This window comes from Streptococcus mitis, from assembly GCF_946190325.1.
In the GTDB taxonomy this organism is placed as follows: Bacteria; Bacillota; Bacilli; order Lactobacillales; family Streptococcaceae; genus Streptococcus; species Streptococcus mitis_CF.
In genome coordinates this window covers 152,834-175,779 of the sequence record NZ_CAMHZR010000002.1, presented here as the reverse complement: position 1 = coordinate 175,779, position 22,946 = coordinate 152,834, and the positions used below count along the sequence as shown (strand labels likewise).

The 22,946-nt window shown below is 39.5% G+C and carries 17 protein-coding genes; 12 read left to right on the top strand and 5 right to left on the bottom strand.

Annotated elements, in window-relative coordinates:
- Nucleotides 1-2: 2 nt before the first annotated feature.
- The gene (locus N8M95_RS03755) at nucleotides 3-743 is read right to left on the bottom strand and encodes an amino acid ABC transporter ATP-binding protein (RefSeq protein WP_000189477.1); all 741 of its coding nucleotides are present in this window, start codon (nucleotides 741-743) and stop codon (nucleotides 3-5) included.
- Nucleotides 743-2,308: an ABC transporter substrate-binding protein/permease gene (locus N8M95_RS03750; RefSeq protein WP_020901541.1), complete on the bottom strand. Its 1,566-nt coding sequence runs from the start codon at nucleotides 2,306-2,308 to the stop codon at nucleotides 743-745. The genes N8M95_RS03755 and N8M95_RS03750 overlap by 1 nt, the downstream gene beginning before the upstream one ends.
- 138 nt (nucleotides 2,309-2,446) lie before the next feature.
- Between N8M95_RS03750 and N8M95_RS03745 the strand changes: the two genes are divergently transcribed.
- Together N8M95_RS03745 and N8M95_RS03740 are read left to right on the top strand one after the other, a co-directional pair.
- Nucleotides 2,447-4,336, top strand: a complete 1,890-nt coding sequence (locus N8M95_RS03745) for a DUF2207 domain-containing protein (protein WP_261116650.1) — start codon at nucleotides 2,447-2,449, stop codon at nucleotides 4,334-4,336.
- A gap of 60 nt (nucleotides 4,337-4,396) precedes the next feature.
- Entirely contained in the window at nucleotides 4,397-5,242 is an 846-nt protein-coding gene (locus N8M95_RS03740; RefSeq protein WP_000280775.1) for an undecaprenyl-diphosphate phosphatase, read from the top strand.
- A gap of 32 nt (nucleotides 5,243-5,274) precedes the next feature.
- On the opposite strand, the gene dinB is transcribed toward N8M95_RS03740, so the two are convergent.
- Complete coding sequence (gene dinB, locus N8M95_RS03735; protein WP_261116649.1) at nucleotides 5,275-6,336, bottom strand: DNA polymerase IV; 1,062 nt, start codon at nucleotides 6,334-6,336, stop codon at nucleotides 5,275-5,277.
- 238 nt (nucleotides 6,337-6,574) lie between these two features.
- Here dinB and pflB point away from each other — a divergent pair, with 238 nt between their 5' ends.
- Both pflB and N8M95_RS03725 read left to right on the top strand, forming a co-directional pair.
- Nucleotides 6,575-8,899 (top strand): formate C-acetyltransferase, encoded by a 2,325-nt coding sequence (gene pflB, locus N8M95_RS03730; RefSeq protein WP_000260631.1) that lies wholly within the window; start codon nucleotides 6,575-6,577, stop codon nucleotides 8,897-8,899.
- Nucleotides 8,900-9,253: 354 nt separating this feature from the next.
- Nucleotides 9,254-11,359, top strand: coding sequence for an ATP-dependent Clp protease ATP-binding subunit (locus N8M95_RS03725; protein ID WP_261116648.1), 2,106 nt, complete (start codon nucleotides 9,254-9,256; stop codon nucleotides 11,357-11,359).
- A gap of 60 nt (nucleotides 11,360-11,419) precedes the next feature.
- On the opposite strand, the gene N8M95_RS03720 is transcribed toward N8M95_RS03725, so the two are convergent.
- Nucleotides 11,420-11,902: an S-ribosylhomocysteine lyase gene (locus N8M95_RS03720; protein ID WP_000032547.1), complete on the bottom strand. Its 483-nt coding sequence runs from the start codon at nucleotides 11,900-11,902 to the stop codon at nucleotides 11,420-11,422.
- Nucleotides 11,903-11,996: 94 nt separating this feature from the next.
- A complete protein-coding gene (locus N8M95_RS03715; protein WP_064276711.1) occupies nucleotides 11,997-13,481 on the bottom strand; it encodes a DUF1846 domain-containing protein in 1,485 nt (494 codons plus the stop codon).
- A 152-nt stretch (nucleotides 13,482-13,633) separates the two neighbouring features.
- Here N8M95_RS03715 and N8M95_RS03710 point away from each other — a divergent pair, with 152 nt between their 5' ends.
- The 8 genes from N8M95_RS03710 to N8M95_RS03675 all read left to right on the top strand — a co-directional run bounded on the left by N8M95_RS03710 (nucleotide 13,634) and on the right by N8M95_RS03675 (nucleotide 22,946).
- A complete protein-coding gene (locus N8M95_RS03710) occupies nucleotides 13,634-15,241 on the top strand; it encodes a glycoside hydrolase family 13 protein (protein WP_261116647.1) in 1,608 nt (535 codons plus the stop codon).
- A 195-nt stretch (nucleotides 15,242-15,436) separates the two neighbouring features.
- A complete protein-coding gene (locus tag N8M95_RS03705; RefSeq protein ID WP_261116646.1) occupies nucleotides 15,437-17,395 on the top strand; it encodes a peptide ABC transporter substrate-binding protein in 1,959 nt (652 codons plus the stop codon).
- A gap of 241 nt (nucleotides 17,396-17,636) precedes the next feature.
- Nucleotides 17,637-19,082 carry an LCP family glycopolymer transferase CpsA gene (gene cpsA / locus N8M95_RS03700; RefSeq protein WP_049510090.1) on the top strand — a complete coding sequence of 482 codons (1,446 nt, stop codon included), beginning with the start codon at nucleotides 17,637-17,639 and terminating at the stop codon, nucleotides 19,080-19,082.
- A gap of 1 nt (nucleotide 19,083) precedes the next feature.
- A complete protein-coding gene (cps4B, locus tag N8M95_RS03695; protein WP_261116645.1) occupies nucleotides 19,084-19,815 on the top strand; it encodes a capsular polysaccharide biosynthesis protein Cps4B in 732 nt (243 codons plus the stop codon).
- Between the two features lie 8 nt (nucleotides 19,816-19,823).
- On the top strand, nucleotides 19,824-20,516 hold the full coding sequence (cpsC, locus tag N8M95_RS03690; RefSeq protein WP_049493109.1) for a capsular polysaccharide biosynthesis protein CpsC: 693 nt from the start codon (nucleotides 19,824-19,826) through the stop codon (nucleotides 20,514-20,516).
- Nucleotides 20,517-20,525: 9 nt separating this feature from the next.
- The gene (locus N8M95_RS03685) at nucleotides 20,526-21,209 is read left to right on the top strand and encodes a tyrosine-protein kinase (protein ID WP_070479910.1); all 684 of its coding nucleotides are present in this window, start codon (nucleotides 20,526-20,528) and stop codon (nucleotides 21,207-21,209) included.
- A gap of 138 nt (nucleotides 21,210-21,347) precedes the next feature.
- On the top strand, nucleotides 21,348-21,941 hold the full coding sequence (locus tag N8M95_RS03680; RefSeq protein ID WP_082888152.1) for a sugar transferase: 594 nt from the start codon (nucleotides 21,348-21,350) through the stop codon (nucleotides 21,939-21,941).
- A 210-nt stretch (nucleotides 21,942-22,151) separates the two neighbouring features.
- Nucleotides 22,152-22,946 (top strand): DUF4422 domain-containing protein, encoded by a 795-nt coding sequence (locus N8M95_RS03675; protein WP_064276701.1) that lies wholly within the window; start codon nucleotides 22,152-22,154, stop codon nucleotides 22,944-22,946.

Here is a 22,946-nt window from a genome sequence, read left to right as displayed (position 1 = left end):
TTTTATTTGAGATAACGTTGAAGGAACTCTTTTGTACGGTCTTCTTTAGGATTGGTGAAGAGGTCTTCTGGTTTGCCTTCTTCAGCAATCACACCCTTATCCATAAAGATAACACGGTGAGAGACATCACGGGCGAATTCCATTTCGTGGGTTACGACAATCATAGTCAAGCCTTCCTGAGCCAGATCTTGCATGATTTTGAGGACTTCTCCAACCATTTCTGGATCGAGAGCTGATGTTGGTTCATCAAAGAGAATGGCGTCCGGATTCATGGAGAGGGCACGAGCGATGGCCACACGTTGTTTTTGACCACCTGAGAGTTGTTTTGGTTTCGCTTGCCAGTAGCGTTCTCCCATGCCGACCTTTTCCAGGTTTTCTTTGGCAATCTTTTCAGCTTCTGTACGTTCGCGTTTAAGGACAGTTGTCTGAGCGACAATTGTGTTTTCAAGAACGTTGAGATTTTCAAAGAGGTTAAAGGATTGGAACACCATCCCCAACTTTTCACGGTATTGCGTGAGGTCATAGCCTTTTTCGAGGACGTTTTGTCCATGATAAAGGATTTGTCCATCAGTTGGCGTTTCAAGGAGGTTAATGGAGCGTAGGAAGGTTGATTTTCCGCTTCCAGAGCTTCCGATGATAGAGATTACCTCTCCCTTGTGGACAGTGAGTGAAATGTCTTTTAGCACTTCGTTTTGTCCATAGGATTTTTTGAGGTGTTTAATTTCAAGGATTGCTTGTGTCATTATTTCAAATCCTCCGTTTGCATTTGGTTAGCACCTGTAGTATAGGTATCCATGTCCATGCGGCGTTCGATGAAGCGTAGGATACGTGTTACGGTGAAGGTGAGGACAAAGTAAATCACGGCGATGATTGTAAATGTCTGGAAGTATTGATAGGTTTGTGTTGCCACTGTATTTCCTGAGAAATAAAGTTCGACAACAGAGATAACGTTCAATACAGATGTATCTTTGATATTGATGACAAATTCATTACCAGTTGCTGGTAGGATGTTACGGACAACCTGAGGTAGGACAATTTTACGCATGGTTTGGTTATGGGTCATACCAAGGGCAGTAGCGGCTTCAAATTGTCCCTTGTCAACTGCTAGGATACCACCACGGACGATTTCAGTCATGTAGGCTCCGGTGTTGATTGAAACGATGAAGATAGCAGCCAGTGTACGGTCAAGGTTGATACCGAAAGCTTGGGCAGTTCCATAGTAGATAACCATCGATTGAACGATCATTGGAGTACCACGGAAAATTTCAATGTAGACGTTGAGGATCCAGCCGACTAGTTTTTGTAGGCCATAAATGGCTTTATTCTCAGATAGAGGAGCAGTACGGAAAACACCAATGGCAAGTCCAATAATGAGACCTGTGATGGTTCCGACGATAGAGATTAAAAGAGTGACACCAGCACCACGCAAAAGTTGTTGCCAGTTTTCAGAAAGAATTTTAGCGACTTGGCTAAAGAAACTACTGCTAGTCTCTTCAGTTGTTGTAGCTTCGGCAGGTTGTTCCTTGATCATACGATCCATCAAGGCAACTTGGTCATCTTTTGAAATAGTTTCAATGCTGGCATTGATTTGGCTAATACGGTTGTCATCTTTACGAAGTCCGATGGCGATAGCTGTATCTTCTTCTCCAGTTTTGAAACCTGGTTCTACTTGAACCATCTTGAACTTAGAGTTAGCAGCTTCGGCAGTCAGAGCTTCTGGACGTTCAGAAACATAGGCATCGATGACACCAGCCTCAAGAGCTTGGCGCATTTGAGCGAAGTCTCCCATGGCAGTTTCTTTTTTAGCACCTGGGATTTGACCAATCAAGTCATAAAGATAGACACCTTGTTGAGAAGTGATTTTTGCACCGTTAAAGTCATCCAAAGATTTTGCGTTTGCATAAGTAGAATCTTTTTTGACAAGCAAAACTGGTTCGCTAGTGTAGTAACTGCTTGAAAATGCAATTTCTTGTTTGCGTTCGGCAGTAGGACTCATACCTGCGATAATCATGTCAATCTTACCAGAAGTAAGGGCAGGAACTAGACCTTCCCACTTTGTTTTAACAACCAAAGGTTCTTTACCTAAGTCCTTAGCGATTTTCTTGGCGATTTGAACATCGTATCCGTTAGCATACTGGTTAGTCCCATCGATTTTGACAGCCCCATTGCTATCATCATCCTGAGTCCAGTTAAAGGGAGCATATGCTGCTTCCATCCCGATGCGTAAATATTCATCGGCTTGGGCAACATTGACAAGTCCCAGCATCAGCAAGAGACTTGTGAAAATAGATAAGTATATTTTTCTCATGATTTCTCCTATTTCTAATCTATTAAAAAATAACTGTCTCCTATTTTATCGAAAAAAACTCTATTTTTCAATATAGGTAAGCCCTTACTTGAGAAAAAATGATATAATGATAGTAAAGATAAAAAGGGGGCTTAGTTGATGAAAAAAACTTTTTTCTTACTGGTCTTAGGCTTGTTTTGCTTTCTTCCACTTTCTGTTTTTGCCATTGATTTTAAGATAAACTCTTACCAAGGGGATTTGTATATTCATGCAGACAATACGGCGGAATTTAGACAGAAGATAGTTTATCAGTTTGAGGAGGACTTTAAGGGCCAAATCGTGGGACTTGGACGTGCTGGCAAGATGCCTAGCGGATTTGACATTGATCCTCATCCAAAGGTTCAGGCCGCGAAAAACGGTGCTGAACTGACAGATGTTACTAGCGAAGTGATAGAAGGAGCAGATGGTTATACTGTTAAAGTTTATAATCCAGGTCAAGAAGGCGACACAGTTGAAGTTGACCTCGTCTGGAATTTAAAGAATTTGCTTTTCCTATATGATGATATTGCTGAATTAAATTGGCAACCTCTGACAGATAGTTCAGGGGCTATTGGAAAGTTTGAATTTCATGTAAGGGGAGACAAGGGGGCTGAAAAACTCTTTTTCCATACAGGGAAACTTTTTAGAGAGGGAACGATTGAAAAGAGTAACCTTGATTATACTATCCGTTTAGACAATCTTCCGGCTAAGCGTGGAGTTGAATTGCATGCCTACTGGCCTCGAACTGATTTTGCTAGCGCTAGGGATCAGGGATTGAAGGGGAATCGTTTAGAAGAGTTTAATAAGATAGAAGACTCGATTTTTAAAGAAAAAGAGCAAAGTAAACAACTCGTTACCTGGGTCTTCCCTTTGATACTTTCTATCTCCTTGTTATTAAGTGTCTGCTCCTATCTTATTTATAGAAGAAAGACCACTCCTTCGGTCAAATATGCCAAAAATCATCGTATCTATGAACCACCAATGGAATTAGAGCCTATGGTTTTATCAGAGGCTGTCTACTCTACCTCCTTGGAGGAAGTGAGTCCCTTGGTCAAGGGAGCTGGAAAATTTACCTTTGATCAACTTATTCAAGCTACATTGCTAGATGTGATAGACCGTGGAAATGTCTCTATCATTTCAGAAGGAGATGCAGTTGGTTTGAGGCTAGTAAAAGAAGATGGTTTGTCAAACTTTGAGAAAGACTGTCTAAATCTGGCTTTTTCAGGAAAAAAAGAAGAAACTCTTTCCAATTTGTTTGCGAATTACAAGGTATCTGATAGTCTTTATCGTAGAGCAAAAGTCTCTGATGAAAAACGGATTCAAGCAAGAGGGCTTCAACTCAAATCTTCTTTTGAAGAAGTATTGAACCAGATGCAAGAAGGAGTGAGAAATCGAGTTGCCTTCTGGGGGCTTCCAGATTATTATCGTCCCTTGACTGGTGGAGAAAAGATTTTACAAGTGGGGATGGGGATTTCCACTATCTTGCCCCTATTTATCGGATTTGGTTTGTTCTTGTACAGTTTGGACGTTTATGGATATCTTTACATCCCCTTGCCAATACTTGGTTTTCTAGGTTTAGTTTTGGCTGTTTTCTATTATTGGAAGCTTCGACTAGATAATCGTGATGGTGTCCTAAATGAAGCAGGAGCAGAAGTCTACTATCTCTGGACCAGTTTTGAAAATATGTTGCGTGAGATTGCACGATTGAATCAGGCTGAACTGGAAAGTATTGTGGTCTGGAATCGCCTCTTAGTTTATGCGACCTTATTTGGCTATGCGGACAAGGTTAGTCATTTGATGAAGGTTCATCAGATACAAGTAGAAAATCCAGATATCAACCTCTATGTAGCTTATGGCTGGCACAGTATGTTTTATCATTCAAGCGCGCAAATGAGCCATTATGCTAGTGTCGCAAATACAGCAAGTACCTACTCCGTATCTTCTGGAAGTGGAAGTTCTGGCGGTGGCTTCTCTGGAGGCGGAGGTGGTGGCAGTATCGGTGCCTTTTAAAGAGAACTGTCACAGACTTAAAAAATATGCTATAATGGAAGATAGAAAAAGGAGTAATCTATGTATCTTATTGAAATTTTAAAATCTATCTTCTTTGGTATTGTTGAAGGAATTACGGAATGGCTGCCGATTTCCAGTACAGGTCACTTGATTTTAGCAGAGGAGTTTATCCAATACCAAAATCAGAATGAAGCCTTTATGTCTATGTTTAATGTCGTGATTCAGCTGGGTGCGATTTTAGCGGTTATGGTGATTTACTTTAACAAGCTCAATCCTTTCAAACCGACTAAGGACAAGCAGGAAGTTCGTAAGACTTGGAGACTGTGGTTGAAGGTCTTGGTTGCCACTTTGCCTTTACTTGCCGTCTTTAAATTTGATGATTGGTTTGATACCCACTTCCATAACATGGTTTCAGTTGCTCTTATGTTGATTATCTATGGGATTGCCTTTATCTATTTGGAAAAGCGCAATAAAGCGCGTGCTATCGAGCCAAGTGTAACAGAGTTGGACAAGCTCCCTTATACAACAGCTTTCTATATCGGACTCTTCCAAGTTCTTGCCCTTTTACCAGGAACCAGTCGTTCTGGGGCAACGATTGTCGGTGGTTTGTTAAATGGAACCAGTCGTTCTGTTGTGACAGAATTTACCTTTTATCTTGGAATTCCAGTTATGTTTGGAGCTAGCGCCTTAAAGATTTTTAAATTTGTAAAAGCAGGACAACTATTGGACTTCGGTCAATTGTTCTTGCTCTTGGTTGCCATGGGAGTCGCTTTCGCAGTCAGCATGGTCGCTATTCGTTTCTTGACCAGCTATGTGAAAAAACACGACTTTACCCTTTTTGGTAAATACCGTATCGTGCTTGGTAGTATCTTGCTACTTTATAGCTTTGTTCGTTTATTTGTATAAGAAAAGCCTTGAAGAGTCAGCTCTTCAAGGTTTTAAAATCCAGTCATGGTAATCCCCAACAGGCGGACACCTCTTTCTTTCTCGTCTAACTCTTCATAGAGTTGCAGGGCTATTTGGCTGATCTGACTAGCATCCTGCGTTTTTTGATCCAGACTTTTTCGTTTAGTCAGAGTTGAAAAGTCTTCGTATCGGATTTTCAAAATGACAATTTTACCAGCTTTTTCTTGCTGACTGAGATTGAGAGCGACTCTTTCTGATAGGAGAGTTAGCTCTTTTTTGATATCTTCCTCAGCACGGAGAATCTTCCCGTAGGTTTTTTCCTTGCCGATTGATTTACGGATGCGATTGGATTTGACCGGGGAATTGTGGATACCACGAGCCTTTCGATACAGGTCATAGCCCAGTCTGCCAAAACGGTCTATTAGGGTCACTTCAGGGACTTCAAGTAGATCAGCGCCGGTAAAAACACCCATTTGATGAAGTCTTTCCACCGTCTTTTTTCCTACTCCATGAAACTTGGAAATATCCATTTGTTTGAGGAAATCCTCAGCCTGGTCAGGTAAAATCACTGTCAGACCATGTGGCTTTTGATAATCGCTGGCCATTTTAGCTAAGAATTTGTTGTAGGAGACGCCTGCGGAAGCAGTCAGGTGTAGTTCCTGCCAGATATCCTCTTGAATGAGACGAGCAATTTTGACCGCTGACTTGATACCGAGTTTATTTTCTGTCACATCTAAATAGGCTTCGTCAATGCTCATGGGTTCAATCAAATCTGTATAACGCTTAAAGATAGCTCGAATCTGGAGGCCCACAGTCTTGTATTTTTCATAATTCCCTGAGATAAAGACGGCCTGGGGACAACGCTCATAGGCTTCTTTAGAGCTCATAGCAGAATGGACACCAAAAGCTCGCGCCTCATAGCTACAAGTGGAAACGACACCACGCCCACCTGTTTGCCGGGGGTCGCTTCCAATAATGACAGGTTTTCCTCTAAGTTTAGGATTATCTCTAATTTCCACTGCAGCAAAAAAGGCATCCATGTCAATATGGATGATTTTTCTTGACAAATCATTTAATAAAGGAAAAATCAACATGCCTAGCCCCCTTTTTACCGCTTATTTTCTTTTATTATACCCTTTTTTCTGAAAAAAAGAAAAAAGGCTTTAATTTTTTCAAAAATATAATACAGTTTGGGATAAAATATAGACTGTTTTAGAAAAGAAAGTGTAAAAATAGGGATTTATCACTTGTTGAAATCGGTTACTGTATGGTATACTTGTCTCATGAATGTAACAGATGACTGTTACTAGAAAGAAAAAAGAGGACATTAACATGGTTGTTAAGACAGTTGTTGAAGCACAAGATATTTTTGATAAAGCTTGGGAAGGCTTCAAAGGCGTAGATTGGAAAGAAAAAGCAAGTGTATCACGCTTCGTACAAGCTAACTACACACCTTATGACGGAGACGAAAGCTTCCTTGCAGGACCAACAGAACGTTCACTTCACATCAAAAAAATTGTAGAAGAAACTAAGGCTCACTACGAAGAAACTCGTTTCCCAATGGACACTCGTCCAACTTCTATCGCTGATATTCCTGCTGGATTTATCGATAAAGAAAACGAAGTTATCTTTGGTATCCAAAATGACGAACTCTTCAAATTGAACTTCATGCCAAAAGGTGGTATCCGTATGGCTGAAACTACTTTGAAAGAAAATGGATACGAACCAGACCCAGCTGTTCACGAAATCTTCACTAAATACGTAACAACAGTTAACGACGGTATCTTCCGTGCTTACACTTCAAACATCCGTCGTGCTCGTCACGCTCACACTGTAACTGGTCTTCCAGATGCATACTCACGCGGACGTATCATCGGTGTTTACGCACGTCTTGCTCTTTACGGTGCAGACTACTTGATGCAAGAAAAAGTAAACGACTGGAATGCAATCGAAGAAATCGATGAAGAAACAATCCGTCTTCGTGAAGAAATCAATCTTCAATACCAAGCATTGCAACAAGTTGTTCGCTTGGGTGATCTTTACGGAGTTGACGTTCGCAAACCAGCGATGAACGTTAAAGAAGCAATCCAATGGGTTAATATCGCCTTCATGTCTGTCTGCCGTGTTATCAACGGTGCTGCAACATCTCTTGGACGTGTACCAATCGTATTGGACATCTTTGCAGAACGTGACCTTGCTCGTGGTACATTTACTGAATCAGAAATCCAAGAATTTGTTGATGATTTCGTTATGAAACTTCGTACAGTTAAATTTGCTCGTACAAAAGCTTACGACCAATTGTACTCAGGTGACCCAACATTCATCACAACTTCTATGGCTGGTATGGGTAACGACGGTCGTCACCGTGTTACTAAGATGGACTACCGTTTCTTGAACACTCTTGACAACATCGGTAACTCACCAGAACCAAACTTGACAGTTCTTTGGACTGACAAATTGCCATACAACTTCCGTCGCTACTGTATGCACATGAGTCACAAACACTCTTCTATCCAATACGAAGGTGTAACAACAATGGCTAAAGACGGGTATGGTGAAATGAGCTGTATCTCATGCTGTGTGTCTCCACTTGACCCAGAAAATGAAGAACAACGCCACAACATCCAGTACTTCGGTGCGCGTGTAAACGTATTGAAAGCCCTTCTTACTGGTTTGAACGGTGGTTACGACGATGTTCACAAAGATTACAAAGTATTTGACATCGAACCAATCCGTGACGAAGTTCTTGAATTTGAATCAGTTAAAGCTAACTTTGAGAAATCTCTTGACTGGTTGACTGACACTTACGTAGATGCTTTGAACATCATCCACTACATGACTGATAAGTACAACTATGAAGCTGTTCAAATGGCCTTCTTACCAACTAAACAACGTGCCAACATGGGATTCGGTATCTGTGGATTTGCCAACACAGTTGATACATTGTCAGCTATCAAGTACGCTACAGTTAAACCAATCCGTGATGAAAATGGCTACATCTACGATTACGAAACAATCGGTGAATACCCACGTTGGGGTGAAGACGACCCACGTTCAAACGAATTGGCAGAATGGTTGATCGAAGCTTACACAACTCGTCTACGTAGCCACAAACTTTACAAAGACGCAGAAGCTACAGTATCACTTTTGACAATCACATCTAACGTTGCTTACTCTAAACAAACTGGTAACTCACCAGTCCACAAAGGTGTATACCTCAACGAAGATGGTTCTGTGAACTTGTCTAAACTTGAATTCTTCTCACCAGGTGCTAACCCATCTAATAAAGCTAAAGGTGGATGGTTGCAAAACTTGAACTCACTTTCTAGCCTTGACTTTAGTTATGCAGCTGATGGTATCTCATTGACTACACAAGTATCACCTCGCGCTCTTGGTAAGACTCGTGACGAACAAGTTGATAACTTGGTAACAATCCTTGATGGTTACTTCGAAAACGGTGGACAACACGTTAACTTGAACGTTATGGACTTGAACGATGTTTACGAAAAGATTATGTCAGGTGAAGATGTTATCGTACGTATCTCTGGATACTGTGTAAACACTAAATACCTCACTCCAGAACAAAAAACTGAATTGACACAACGTGTATTCCACGAAGTTCTTTCAATGGATGATGCCTTGGATGCGTTGAGCTAAGATTATATAAAATAATACAAAGAAGGACTAGTTAAAAGCTAGTTCTTCTTTTTGTAAAAAATATTGGTCAATTAAAGTCAAATCTCTTGACCTTTTTTGACTAATGTAGTATATTATGAACGTAAGGTAAATAAAAGCCTTACTGTAGCACTTATTTAAAGTAAAATAGAAAGAGGTGCATCTGTCTATGTTTAATCTAGAAATCTTCAGAAGTAAAGATAGTCTACTCCTGCTTGAAAAAGAAAAACCAGAAATAGTACGTAGAGTAGCGATTTAGCTAGTCTAAATTTTTTAAAACAAAGGTCAAAGATAGTCAATATCAGTAATAATAAATAACAAAAAGAGGTAAAGAATATGAACAACAACTTTAATAGTTTTAACAACATGGATGATTTATTTAACCAATTGATGGGTGGTATGCGAGGATACAGTTCTGAAAACCGTCGCTACTTGATTAATGGACGTGAAGTGACACCTGAGGAATTTGCTCACTATCGTGCAACTGGTCAATTACCAGGAAATGCAGAAGCTGATGGACAAATGAAACAACAGGCTTCAGGTATGAAACAAGACGGTGTCCTTGCAAAACTAGGTCGAAACTTGACTGCAGAAGCGCGTGAGGGCAAGCTGGATCCTGTTATCGGACGAAACAAGGAAATTCAAGAAACATCTGAAATCCTCTCACGCCGTACCAAGAACAATCCTGTTTTAGTCGGAGACGCAGGTGTTGGTAAGACAGCAGTTGTCGAAGGCCTAGCACAAGCCATTGTGAACGGTGATGTTCCAGCTGCTATTAAGAATAAGGAAATTATTTCCATTGATATCTCAGGCCTTGAGGCTGGGACTCAATACCGCGGTAGTTTTGAAGAAAACGTTCAAAACTTAGTCAATGAGGTCAAAGAAGCGGGAAATATTATCCTCTTCTTTGATGAAATTCACCAAATCCTTGGTGCTGGATCTACTGGAGGTGACAGTGGTTCTAAAGGGCTTGCGGACATTCTCAAGCCAGCCCTCTCTCGTGGAGAATTGACAGTGATTGGGGCAACGACTCAGGATGAATACCGTAACACCATCTTGAAGAATGCAGCTCTTGCTCGTCGTTTCAACGAAGTCAAGGTCAATGCTCCTTCAGCAGAGGATACTTTTAAAATTCTTCAAGGAATTCGTGATCTCTATCAACAACACCACAATGTCATCTTGCCAGATGAAGTCTTGAAAGCAGCAGTGGATTATTCTGTACAATACATTCCTCAACGTAGCTTGCCAGATAAGGCTATCGACCTTGTCGATGTTACGGCAGCTCACTTGGCAGCTCAGCATCCAGTAACAGATGTGCATGCTGTTGAACGTGAAATTGAGGCAGAAAAAGACAAGCAAGAAAAAGCAGTTGAGGCAGAAGATTTTGAAGCAGCTCTAAACTATAAAACACGTATTGCAGAATTGGAAAAGAAAATCGAAAACCATACAGAAGATATGAAAGTGACTGCAAGTGTCAACGATGTGGCTGAGTCTGTAGAACGAATGACCGGTATTCCAGTATCTCAAATGGGGGCTACGGACATCGAACGTTTGAAAGATATGGGTCATCGTTTGCAGACGAAAGTTATTGGTCAAGATAAGGCCGTTGAAGCAGTAGCAAAAGCTATCCGTCGTAACCGTGCTGGTTTTGATGAAGGTAACCGTCCAATCGGTAGCTTCCTCTTTGTAGGTCCTACTGGTGTTGGTAAGACTGAGTTAGCTAAACAATTGGCTCTTGATATGTTCGGAACGAAAGATGCTATCATCCGTTTGGACATGTCAGAATACAGCGACCGTACAGCCGTATCTAAATTGATTGGTACAACTGCAGGTTATGTTGGTTACGATGACAACAACAATACCTTGACAGAACGCGTCCGTCGCAATCCATACTCAATCGTCCTTCTCGACGAAATTGAAAAGGCTGACCCTCAAGTCATCACCCTTCTCCTTCAAGTTTTGGACGATGGTCGTTTGACAGATGGTCAAGGTAACACTATCAACTTCAAGAATACGGTGATTATCGCAACTTCAAACGCAGGCTTTGGTTACGAAGCTAACTTGACAGAAGATGCGGATAAACCAGAATTGATGGATCGTTTGAAACCTTACTTCCGTCCAGAATTCCTTAACCGTTTCAATGCAGTCATCGAATTCTCACACTTGAGCAAAGAAGATCTTTCTAAGATTGTGGACTTGATGTTGGTTGAAGTTAACAAGACGCTTTCTAAGAAAGACATTGACTTGGCAGTGAGCGAAGCTGCTAAAGACTATATCACAGAAGAAGGCTATGACGAAGTCATGGGGGTTCGTCCTCTTCGTCGCGTGGTTGAACAAGAAATTCGTGATAAGGTGACAGACTTCCACTTGGATCATTTAGATGCCAAACACCTAGAAGCAGATATGGAAGATGGTGTTTTGGTCATTCGTGAAAAAGCCTAAGCCAGAGTTTTGAGAATAAAAAAGAAGGAGCCAGCTGAAAAGCCGGTTCCTTTTTTGTGTTTAGATGACATGACGTTCAAAGGCATCGTCTGAAATCCCTTGTTCTAAGATGAGTTTAGCCCATTCTTTAGCAGAAAAGAGGCTGTGGTCCTTATAGTTTCCGCAAGATTCGATGGTTGTTCCAGGAACATCTTCCCAAGTAGTGGTTTCAGCGATTTCCTTAAGCGAATCCTTGATAACAGCTGCAATTTCGGCGCTGGTATGGCGCCCCCACATAATCATGTGGAAGCCTGTGCGGCAACCAAATGGTGAGCAATCAATCATGCCGTCGATGCGGGTACGGATGAGCTTGGCTAAGAGGTGCTCGATAGTGTGAAGGCCAGCAGTAGGGATAGAGTCTTCATTGGGTTGCACTAAACGAATATCATAATTGGAGATGATGTCTCCCTTTGGCCCTGTTTCTTCCCCAATCAAGCGAACATAGGGTGCTTTAACTATGGTGTGGTCAAGTTCAAAACTTTCAACAATAACTTCTTTTGACATGGTAAATCCTTTCAGTTTTCTCCTATCATTATAACATAAAGCTGGCTCCTGGGACAGAGAGAAAACCTCTCCGAGAGTGGAGAGGTTGAAATCTTTATTTACGATACAAGCGGTCGTATTGGTAGTAAGGGTCAAAGGTTACATTGATACCCAGTTTACGAAGGACATTCTTGTCTTCATCTGTCAAGATGATGGTTGAGTGGGCTTCGCTTCCTTTGAGGTTGCCAAGTTCTTCCATAGCACGAGCAGCATCAGGATTTTCCGTAGCTGTGATAGCAAGTGCAATCAGGATTTCATTTGAATGAAGGCGTGGATTGCGGCTACCCAGATGATCGATCTTAAGACCTTGGATTGGCTTAACAACTTCAGGTTCGATTAGTTTTACTTCTTTAACAATGTTAGCTGATTTCTTGATGGCGTTGATAAGAGCAGCGGCTGTAGGACCAAAGAGTTCTGAGTTCTTACCAGTGACAATTTCCCCGGTTGGCAATTCAAGGGCTAGGGCTGGTCCGCCAGTTTCTTCAGCTTTTTGGCGTGCAGCAACCGCAACCTTACGGTCTGCTGGTGTGATGCCGAGGTCATTCATAAGCAACTCGATTTTCTTGACAGCTGCTTCGCCAACTTTTTCGGCTTTAAAATCAAGAACAGTTTGATAGTAGCGGCGGATGATTTCTTGTTTAGAAGCTTCGACAGCAGCTTCATCATCTGTAATAGCGAAACCAACCATGTTGACACCCATATCTGTCGGAGAAGCGTATGGAGATTTACCAAGGATACGTTCTAACATGCGCTTGAGCACTGGGAAAATCTCGATATCACGGTTGTAGTTGACAGTGGTTTCTCCGTAGGTTTGGAGATGGAAGGGGTCAATCATGTTGACATCATCAAGGTCAGCTGTGGCAGCCTCGTAGGCCAAATTGACTGGGTGATGAAGGGGAAGATTCCAAACTGGAAAGGTTTCAAATTTAGCGTAACCAGACTTGATACCATTGATTTGGTCGTGGTACATATTTGACATACAAGTTGCCAATTTTCCAGAACCAGGTCCAGGAGCAGTTACGACGATCAAGTTGCGACTGGTTTTGATGTAGTCATTTTTTCCCATGCCTTCTGGAGAAATGATGTGATCCATATCCGTTGGATATCCTTTGATTGGATAATGAAGATAAGAGTCAATTCCGTTTTTCTCAAGTTGGTTGCGGAAGGAATCTGCAGCTGGTTGGCCAGCGTATTGTGTAATGACAACGGAGCCGACAAAAATCCCTAATTCATTGAATTTATCAATCAAACGAAGAACTTCTTGGTCATAAGAAATGCCCAAGTCGCCACGTGCTTTAGAATGCTCGATGTTGCTAGCGTTAATGGCAATGACAACCTCGACTTGCTCTTTCAATTCTTGCAAGAGCTTGATTTTGTTGTCAGGCTCATAACCAGGAAGAACACGAGCAGCGTGAAAATCTTCTAACATTTTGCCACCAAACTCCAAGTAGAGCTTGCCGTCAAATTGGTTAATGCGCTCCAAAATGTGGTCGCGCTGTAGATTCAAATATTGTTCAGAACTAAAAGCTTGTTTTTTCATTTTTTTACCTCTGACCTCTATTATAATAAAAAAATGGAAGTTAGGAAACTATGGAGTTAAAAAAGGATTCAAAAAGATTAGGCAAACGCTTGCACAAAATTCCGAAAAGCGCTATCATAGACTATAGATTATTAAAATAATGAGGTAAGAAGATGCAAGAAAAATGGTGGCACAATGCCGTAGTCTATCAAGTCTATCCAAAGAGTTTTATGGACAGCAACGGAGATGGAATTGGCGATTTGCCAGGTATTACCAGTAAGTTAGACTATCTAGCTAAGCTAGGAATCACAGCTATTTGGCTTTCTCCTGTTTATGACAGTCCGATGGATGATAATGGCTATGATATTGCTGATTATCAAGCGATTGCAGCTATTTTTGGGACCATGGAGGATATGGATCAATTGATCGCAGAAGCCAAGAAGCGTGATATTCGTATCATCATGGACTTGGTGGTCAATCATACCTCAGATGAACATGCTTGGTTTGTCGAGGCCTGTGAAAATCCTGACAGTCCTGAGCGAGACTACTACATCTGGCGAGATGAACCAAACGATCTTGATTCTATTTTTAGTGGATCAGCTTGGGAATACGATGAAAAGTCAGGCCAATACTATCTTCACTTTTTCAGTAAGAAACAGCCTGACCTCAACTGGGAGAATGAAAAACTTCGCCAGAAAATCTATGAGATGATGAACTTCTGGATTGATAAAGGCATTGGCGGTTTTCGTATGGATGTCATTGATATGATTGGGAAAATTCCTGATGAGAAAGTAGTCAATAATGGTCCTATGCTCCACCCTTATCTTAAGGAAATGAATCAGGCAACCTTTGGCGACAAAGATCTCTTGACAGTAGGAGAGACCTGGGGAGCAACGCCAGAAATTGCCAAACTATACTCTGATCCAAAGGGACAAGAATTGTCTATGGTCTTCCAGTTTGAACACATTTGTCTTCAGTATCAGGAAGGAGAGCCTAAATGGCACTATCAAAAAGAGCTGAATATCGCTAAGTTAAAAGAGATTTTCAACAAATGGCAGACAGAATTAGGAGTTGAGGATGGTTGGAATTCCCTCTTCTGGAACAATCATGACCTCCCTCGTATCGTCTCTATCTGGGGAAATGACCAAGAATACCGTGAAAAATCTGCCAAAGCCTTTGCGATTTTACTTCATTTGATGAGAGGGACACCTTATATCTACCAAGGTGAGGAAATTGGGATGACCAATTATCCGTTTGAAACACTGGACCAAGTAGAAGATATTGAATCCCTCAACTATGCGCGTGAAGCTCTTGAAAAAGGTGTTCCGATGGAAGAAATCATGGACAGCATCCGTGTCATTGGTCGCGACAATGCTCGTACTCCAATGCAATGGGATGAAAGCAAAAACGCTGGTTTCTCAACAGGTCAACCGTGGTTGGCAGTCAATCCAAACTATCAAGCAATCAACGTTCAAGAAGCGCTGGCAAATCCAGATTCTATTTTCTATACTTATCAGAAACTGGTTCAAATCCGTAAGGAGAATAGCTGGCTGATTCGAGCTGACTTTGAATTGCTTGATACAGCTGACAAGGTCTTTGCCTATATTCGTAAAGATGGCGACCGTCATTTCTTAGTTGTAGCCAACTTGTCCAATGAAGACCAAGACTTGACAGTAGAAGGAAATGTTAAATCAGTCTTGATTGAAAACACCGTGGCTCAAGAAGTTTTTGAAAAACAAATCTTGGCTCCATGGGATGCTTTCTGTGTGGAATTACTATAAATATTTTTTAAAGAAAAATTTAAAAATGAAATCGTATAAAAATAAGGGAGGACTGTATGAAAGACAGAAATCCTTTGTTTTTTTATGACTAAAGTTTATAAACTTTCATTCTCAAAATTCAATTAACTTTACAAATTCCCACTATTTTGGTAAAATAAACTTATGTTATAAAAACTAACATAAAGGAGAAAGAAGATGAATACAAAAAAGCGTGTTCTTAGCGCAGGCCTGACCTTTGCGGCTGCTTTGCTTTTAGCTGCTTGCGGACAATCAGGTTCAGATACAAAAACTTACTCATCAACCTTTAGTGGAAATCCAACTACATTTAACTACCTATTAGACTACTACGCTGATAATACAGCCATCATTACCAACCTAGTTGATGGTTTGCTTGAAAATGACAATCACGGGAACCTAGTTCCATCTTTGGCGGAAGACTGGTCTGTTTCAAGCGACGGTTTGACTTATACCTATAAATTGAGAAAAGATGCCAAATGGTTCACGGCTGATGGTGAAGAGTACGCCCCAGTCAAGGCACAAGATTTTGTGACAGGGATTAAGTATGCAGTGGATAATAAATCACAGGCCATTGACTTGATTCAAAACTCGATCAAGGGCTTGAATGATTATATTACAGGAGCGGATTCTGACTTTTCTAAGGTTGGGGTGAAGGCCATTGACGACCAGACTGTTGAGTATACTTTGGCACGCCCAGAACCTTACTGGAATTCAAAAACAACCAACAGTATCCTTTTCCCAGTAAATGAAGAGTTTCTAAACTCGAAAGGGAAAGATTTTGGGACTTTATCTCCAGATAGTATTCTCTACAGCGGACCTTATTTGTTAAAAGATTTCACATCAAAATCATCAATCGAGTATGTGAAAAATCCGCATTACTACGATCATGACAAAGTATCAATTGAACACGTGAAATTGGCATATTTTGATGGTTCAGACCAAGAATTGACTATCCGTAACTTTGAAAGTGGAGCCTATTCAATCGCTGGGGTTTATCCAAATAGTTCTAACTTCGCCAAGACCAAAGAAAAATATAAGGATAATATCGTTTATAGCTTGCAGGACAAGACTTCTTGGTACTTCAATTTCAACGTCAACCGTAAGGCTTACAACCATACATCGAAAACGACAGATGAGCAGAAGAAATCAACTGAGACAGCTGTCTTGAACAAAAACTTCCGTCAAGCGGTGAACTTTGCCTTGGACCGCACAGCCTATTCTGCCCAGTCAAATGGGGAAGAAGCAGCTAGCAAGACCCTTCGTAACACTCTAGTGCCTCCAACATTTGTCCAAGTGGGAGACAAGACCTTTGGAGAAGTAGTCGCTTCTAAATTGGTCAACTATGGCACAGAATGGTCAGGTATTAACTTGGCAGATGCTCAGGATGCCTATTTCAACAAAGAAAAGGCCCAAGCAAAATTTGCAGAAGCTAAAAAAGAATTGGCAAGTCAAGGTGTGACTTTCCCAATTCACTTGGATGTGGCAGTTGATCAGACAAGTAAAAACGCTGTGACAGGTATGAACTCTGTTAAGCAGACACTTGAGTCAGTTTTAGGTGCTGATAACATTGTCATTGATGTTCAGCAACTTTCAACAGATGATTTTAATAATGTAGCTTTCTTGGCACCGACACCAGCTGATCGTGACTATGATTTGAACTTTGATGGTTGGGTAGGTGACTACCAAGATCCGTCAACTTATCTCAATCCTTTCAATGCTGAGGATGGGTTCTACCTCAAGATTTTTGGTTTAGATGCTCAAGAAGATAAAGCTAAGATTGCTAGCTTGGGGCTTGATACCTACACCAAGATGCTCAAAGATGCAGATAGTGAAAATAAAGATGTAGCCAAACGCTATGAAAAATATGCTGAAGCACAGGCTTGGATGATTGACAATTCTCTGATTATGTCAGCTATGTCGAGCGGTGGAACAGCATCTGTAACCAAAGTAACGCCATTTACAAGAGGTTATTCACTAGTCGGCATCAAGGGTGACGGCAATAACTACAAGTACATGAAGCTGCAAAAAGATACTGTAACAACCAAACAGTATGAAGAAGCTAAAATCAAATGGGAGCAAGAAAGCAAAAAAGCAATCGAAAAAGCCCAAAAAGAAGCAGAAAATCATGTTAAATAATGATGAGCGAGGTTCCGTAAGGGACCTTGTTTGTTATATTTTTGATTCGTATTCCTCTGTCTATGAAACGAGAATGTCAAAATAGGAAACGATAGATACTTTACAGGTTATAAAAAAACAATTATTCCTTCGGAGTACATTTAGAAGATATATTGAAAACGCTGATAAAAAAAGGAATAAATGGAAATTATTTCATGATTGTGATATAATAATTCTGATAATCAACATATAGGGGAAAACTATGAATAAACGTTCAAAAAGAGCCCGTTCGGGTAAAGTTAAGCGGAGCATTAATATAGCTTTATTAACCATTTATGTATTATTGGGTGGTTTTTTGCTGTTCTTGATTTTTAGACATAATATATTGGCGTTTAGATACCTGAATGTTATGACGGCAGCTGTAGTGATTTTGGTCGCTTTAGCGAGTCTGCTTTTGATCATTTATAGAAAAGCAGAAAAGTTTACAATTTTCTTTTTAACACTAGCTATTTTAATGAGTTCAGTTTCTTTTTTTGCACTGCAACAATTTGTCGGCTTTACTAGTCATATCAATTCTACGTCGAATTACTCAGAATACTCAATGAGTGTTGTTGTTCTGAAAGATAGTGACGTTCATAATGTCACGCAATTAGATAGTGTTACAGGACCTACGGATACTGATAATGATAATATTCAAAAATTGATAGCTGATATCAAAACTAGTCAGAGCAAAGAATTGACGGTTGAACAAAGCACCTCATACCTTGCAGCTTATAAGAGCTTGGTATCAGGTGAAGCAAAAGCGATTGTCTTAAATAGCGTCTTTGAAAATATTATAGAATCTGAATACCCTGATTACGCATCAAAAATTAGGAAAATCTACACTAAAAATATCACCAAAGAAGTAGCTGCTCCTAAAGTTTCTAAGAACAAATCCTTCAATGTCTATGTGAGTGGTATTGACACTTACGGACCAATTAGTTCAGTTTCTCGTTCAGATGTCAACATTTTGATGACTGTTAATCAAGATTCAAAAAAAATTCTATTGACAACAACCCCTCGAGATTCTTATGTTCCGATTGCTGACGGCGGGAATAATCAAAAAGATAAGTTGACTCATGCAGGTATTTATGGAGTTGACTCCTCTATTCATACTTTGGAAAATCTTTATGGAGTTGATATTAATTACTATGTTCGTCTAAACTTCACTTCGTTCTTGAAATTGATTGACCTCCTTGGTGGAGTTGATGTCTATAATGATCAAGAGTTTACCGCTCATACAAATGGGAAGTTCTATCCTGTAGGGAACGTTCATCTTGACTCGGAGCAAGCTCTTGGTTTTGTGCGTGAGCGCTATTCTTTAGCTGATGGGGATCGTGACCGTGGTCGTAATCAACAAAAGGTGATCGTCGCAATCATACAGAAATTAACTTCTACCGAAGCATTGAAAAATTATAGTGATATTCTTCAAGGTTTGCAAGATTCCCTTCAAACAAATATGCCTATCGAAACGATGATGGATTTGGTTAATACTCAATTGGAGAGTGGTGGCAGTTATAAAGTCAACTCTCAAGACCTCAAAGGTACAGGTCGAATGGGACTTCCTTCTTATGCTATGCCAGATAGTAACCTCTATATGATGGAAATCGATGACAGTAGTTTAGCAGCTGCTAAAAGTGCGATACAAGATGTGATGGAGGGAAGATGATATGATTGATATCCATTCTCACATTGTCTTTGATGTAGATGACGGGCCAAAGTCTATAGAAGATAGCAAAGCCCTTTTAAGAGAAGCGTATAATCAAGGGGTTCGGATGATTGTTTCGACTTCCCATCGTCGAAAAGGGATGTTTGAGACTCCAGAAGAAAAAATAGCGACGAATTTTTTAAAGGTTCGTGAGATTGCTAAAGAAGTGGCAGATGATTTGGTCATTGCTTACGGAGCAGAGATATACTATACTCTAGATGTTCTAGAAAAATTAGAAAACAAGCGCATTCCTACTCTCAATAACAGTCGTTATGCTTTGATTGAATTTAGTATGAATACACCCTATCGCGATATTCATAAAGGATTAAGCAATATTTTGATGTTGGGGATTACCCCGGTGATTGCTCATATTGAACGTTATGATGCTCTGGAAAACAATGAAAAACGTGTTCAGGAACTGATTGATATGGGATGCTATACGCAAGTAAATAGTTCTCATGTTCTAAAACCTAAGCTCTTTGGTGAAACCTATAAATTCATGAAAAAGAGAGCCCAATATTTTTTGGAGAGAGACCTGGTTCATGTCATTGCAAGTGATATGCATAACCTAGATAGTAGACCCCCTTATATGGAGGAGGCTTATCAGATTATTTCTAAAAAGTATGGTAGGGGCAAGGCGGAAGAGCTATTTGTAGAGAACCCTAGGAAAATTATAATGGATCAAATAATTTAGGAGAAAATATGAAAGAACAAAATACTATGGAAATAGATGTATTTCACCTATTTAAAATTCTTTGGAAAAGAAAAATTCTAATTGCATTAGTAGCAATTGTAGCTGGAGCTTTAGCTTTTGCCTATAGTGCTTTTATCGTTAAACCGGAGTTCACTAGTACTACACGGATTTATGTAGTCAACCGTAATCAGGGGGATAAACCTGGTTTGACAAACCAAGACTTGCAAGCTGGATCATACTTGGTTAAAGACTATCGTGAAATTATTTTATCTCAAGATGTTTTGGAAAAGGTGACATCTAATTTGAAATTAGATCTATCACCAAAAGATTTGGCTAGTAAAGTCAAGGTAACCGTACCAGTCGATACCCGTATCGTATCTATTTCAGTTAATGATAGAGTCCCTGAGGAAGCTAGTCGTATTGCTAACTCCTTGAGAGAAGTAGCTGCTGAAAAGATTATCAGTATCACACGCGTTTCTGATGTCACAACACTTGAAGAAGCTCGTCCCGCTATAGCACCATCTTCTCCAAATATTCGTAGAAATACAATTATAGGTCTACTTGGAGGAACAGTCTTTACGGTTATCGTTGTTCTGATCGTTGAACTGGTTGACACACGAGTGAAACGTCCAGAGGATATTGAAGATGTTATGCAAATCGCATTGTTGGGAGTTGTTCCAAATTTGGATAAATTGAAATAGGAGAGAGATATGCCGACATTAGAAATAGCACAGAAAAAATTAGATCTGGCCAAAAAAGCGGAAGAATACTATAATGCCTTGCGTACGAATATACAATTGAGTGGAAATAATTTACAAGTGATTTCTATCACTTCTGTAAAACCGGGTGAAGGAAAGTCAACGACTTCTACAAATATTGCTTGGGCATTCGCGCGTGCAGGTTATAAGACCTTGTTAGTAGATGCTGATATTCGGAATTCTGTCATGTCAGGTGTCTTCAAGTCACGTGAAAAAATTACCGGATTGACAGAGTTTTTATCTGGAACAACAGACCTATCTCATGGTCTATGTGATACCAATGTTGAAAATCTATTTGTAGTTCAAGCTGGGTCTATCTCACCCAACCCAACTGCTTTATTGCAAAGTGAAAACTTCAGTACTATGATTGATACACTTCGCAAATATTTTGATTATATTATTGTTGATACAGCGCCTATTGGCATCGTTATCGACGCAGCTATTATCACACAAAAATGTGATGCATCTGTTTTAGTTACTGCGGCAGGAGAGGCTAACAGAAAAGATGTTCTCAAGGCTAAAGATCAATTGGAACAAACGAATAAGCCATTTTTGGGAGTTGTATTAAATAAATTCAATACTTCAGCTGAGAAATATGGTTCTTACGGTGAGTATGGTTCTTACGGTAAAAAATAAGGGATAGACTAAGGAAGTAGTTATGGAAGAGAAAGGGATAAAAATATCTCATAGAATTTAAACTGTTTTAGTTTACTACATGAGAGGGGATTTTAAGTGAAACGGAATAACGTTATCTATATTAGTTTTAAAAGGATTATGGATTTTATTATTGGATTTCTTGGAACTATATTTATAGTACTGCCTTCTTATCTAATTATTTTAATTATTTACAAAATAAAAGGATATAAGGGAAGTATCTTTTTTACACAATATAGAGCAGGTCTTGGAGGGAAAAAATTTAAAATTATTAAATTTAGATCAATGGTTGAAAATGCAGAGGAAATCTTGGAACTTAATGAAGAACTGTATGAAAAATATAAAAAAAATAGCTATAAATTACCTCCAGATGAGGATCCAAGGCTTACAAATATTGGTGATTTCATAAGAAAAACTAGTATTGATGAACTTCCTCAATTTATAAATTTATTGCTAGGTGATATGAGTCTTATTGGACCGAGGCCGATTCTTGATAATGAGTTAGACGAGTATACTGAGGAAGAACGTAGAATTTTATTATCTGTTCGTCCTGGTATCACTGGTATATGGCAAGTTTCAGGTAGAAGTGATGTGTTCTACCCTGAACGCTGTGAAATGGAATTGTATTATCCTAAAAATCAGTCATTTTGGTTGGATATTAAAATTATCTTTTTAACCATAAAACAAGTTTTAACTAGAGAAGGGGCACATTAAGTATAGGGTTTTTGCTATTATGGAATGTGATATTTAGAAAGTGAAATTGAGTACGAATAATATGACTTTGGTATTCGATTTCATTTTTAAAATTAGGAACAGTATTTATTAATTGTTAGTTTGATAATCTTTTTAATTGAAATATTAAATAGAATGTCAATATATGCAAATTACCTTCAATAAATGTAGGAAGTTTAACTGGATTTTAAAATGACAAAAAATTATAAAATTATCGTTGCAACACACAAGAAATTTACAATGCCAGATGATACTGAACTTTATTTACCTATTCATGTTGGTAGTGAAGGAAAAGAGAAATTAGGATACCAATGTGACAATGAAGGGGACAACATTTCGTGTTTGAATCCCTATTATTGTGAATTAACTGGACTTTATTGGGCATGGAAAAACTTAGAATGTGACTATCTTGGATTGGTACATTACCGTCGTTATTTCACATCTAAGAGTCAAGCTTATCGTGAAGAAATCAATATGGATAGCATTATTTTATCTAAATCAGAGGTCGAAAAAATGATGCTGGACTATGATGTTGTTGTTCCCTGTAAAAGAAAATACTATATTGAGACTCTCTATTCTCACTATGCACATACTCATGATGGAGGTCATTTAGATGTCACTCGCCAAATCATTAGTGAATTAAATCCTGATTATATTGATACATTTGATAAAGTGATGAAACAACGTAGTGGCTATATGTTTAACATGTTTATTATGTCAAAAGATAATGTAGCTGCATATTGTGAGTGGTTATTTCCAATTATTAATGAGTTATATAAACGGTTGGATATTACAGGTTATTCGGCTTTTGATGCGAGATTGTTTGGACGTGTAAGCGAACGCTTGTTTAATGTTTGGATTGCGAAACAAGATTTGCGAGTAAAAGAGATACCGTTTATCTATATGGAGAAAATTGACTTGATTCAAAAAGGAAAATCCTTCTTACAAGCAAAATTTTTCGGGAAAAAATATGGACAGAGTTTTTAG

What these genes read in the sequence shown, in the direction of transcription:
- N8M95_RS03755 (WP_000189477.1), bottom strand. Translation starts at nt 743, where the DNA reads ATGACACAAGCAATCCTTGAAATTAAACACCTCAAAAAATCCTATGGA.
- N8M95_RS03750 (WP_020901541.1), bottom strand. Translation starts at nt 2,308, where the DNA reads ATGAGAAAAATATACTTATCTATTTTCACAAGTCTCTTGCTGATGCTG.
- N8M95_RS03745 (WP_261116650.1), top strand. Translation starts at nt 2,447, where the DNA reads ATGAAAAAAACTTTTTTCTTACTGGTCTTAGGCTTGTTTTGCTTTCTT.
- N8M95_RS03740 (WP_000280775.1), top strand. Translation starts at nt 4,397, where the DNA reads ATGTATCTTATTGAAATTTTAAAATCTATCTTCTTTGGTATTGTTGAA.
- dinB (WP_261116649.1), bottom strand. Translation starts at nt 6,336, where the DNA reads ATGTTGATTTTTCCTTTATTAAATGATTTGTCAAGAAAAATCATCCAT.
- pflB (WP_000260631.1), top strand. Translation starts at nt 6,575, where the DNA reads ATGGTTGTTAAGACAGTTGTTGAAGCACAAGATATTTTTGATAAAGCT.
- N8M95_RS03725 (WP_261116648.1), top strand. Translation starts at nt 9,254, where the DNA reads ATGAACAACAACTTTAATAGTTTTAACAACATGGATGATTTATTTAAC.
- N8M95_RS03720 (WP_000032547.1), bottom strand. Translation starts at nt 11,902, where the DNA reads ATGTCAAAAGAAGTTATTGTTGAAAGTTTTGAACTTGACCACACCATA.
- N8M95_RS03715 (WP_064276711.1), bottom strand. Translation starts at nt 13,481, where the DNA reads ATGAAAAAACAAGCTTTTAGTTCTGAACAATATTTGAATCTACAGCGC.
- N8M95_RS03710 (WP_261116647.1), top strand. Translation starts at nt 13,634, where the DNA reads ATGCAAGAAAAATGGTGGCACAATGCCGTAGTCTATCAAGTCTATCCA.
- N8M95_RS03705 (WP_261116646.1), top strand. Translation starts at nt 15,437, where the DNA reads ATGAATACAAAAAAGCGTGTTCTTAGCGCAGGCCTGACCTTTGCGGCT.
- cpsA (WP_049510090.1), top strand. Translation starts at nt 17,637, where the DNA reads ATGAATAAACGTTCAAAAAGAGCCCGTTCGGGTAAAGTTAAGCGGAGC.
- cps4B (WP_261116645.1), top strand. Translation starts at nt 19,084, where the DNA reads ATGATTGATATCCATTCTCACATTGTCTTTGATGTAGATGACGGGCCA.
- cpsC (WP_049493109.1), top strand. Translation starts at nt 19,824, where the DNA reads ATGAAAGAACAAAATACTATGGAAATAGATGTATTTCACCTATTTAAA.
- N8M95_RS03685 (WP_070479910.1), top strand. Translation starts at nt 20,526, where the DNA reads ATGCCGACATTAGAAATAGCACAGAAAAAATTAGATCTGGCCAAAAAA.
- N8M95_RS03680 (WP_082888152.1), top strand. Translation starts at nt 21,348, where the DNA reads ATGGATTTTATTATTGGATTTCTTGGAACTATATTTATAGTACTGCCT.
- N8M95_RS03675 (WP_064276701.1), top strand. Translation starts at nt 22,152, where the DNA reads ATGACAAAAAATTATAAAATTATCGTTGCAACACACAAGAAATTTACA.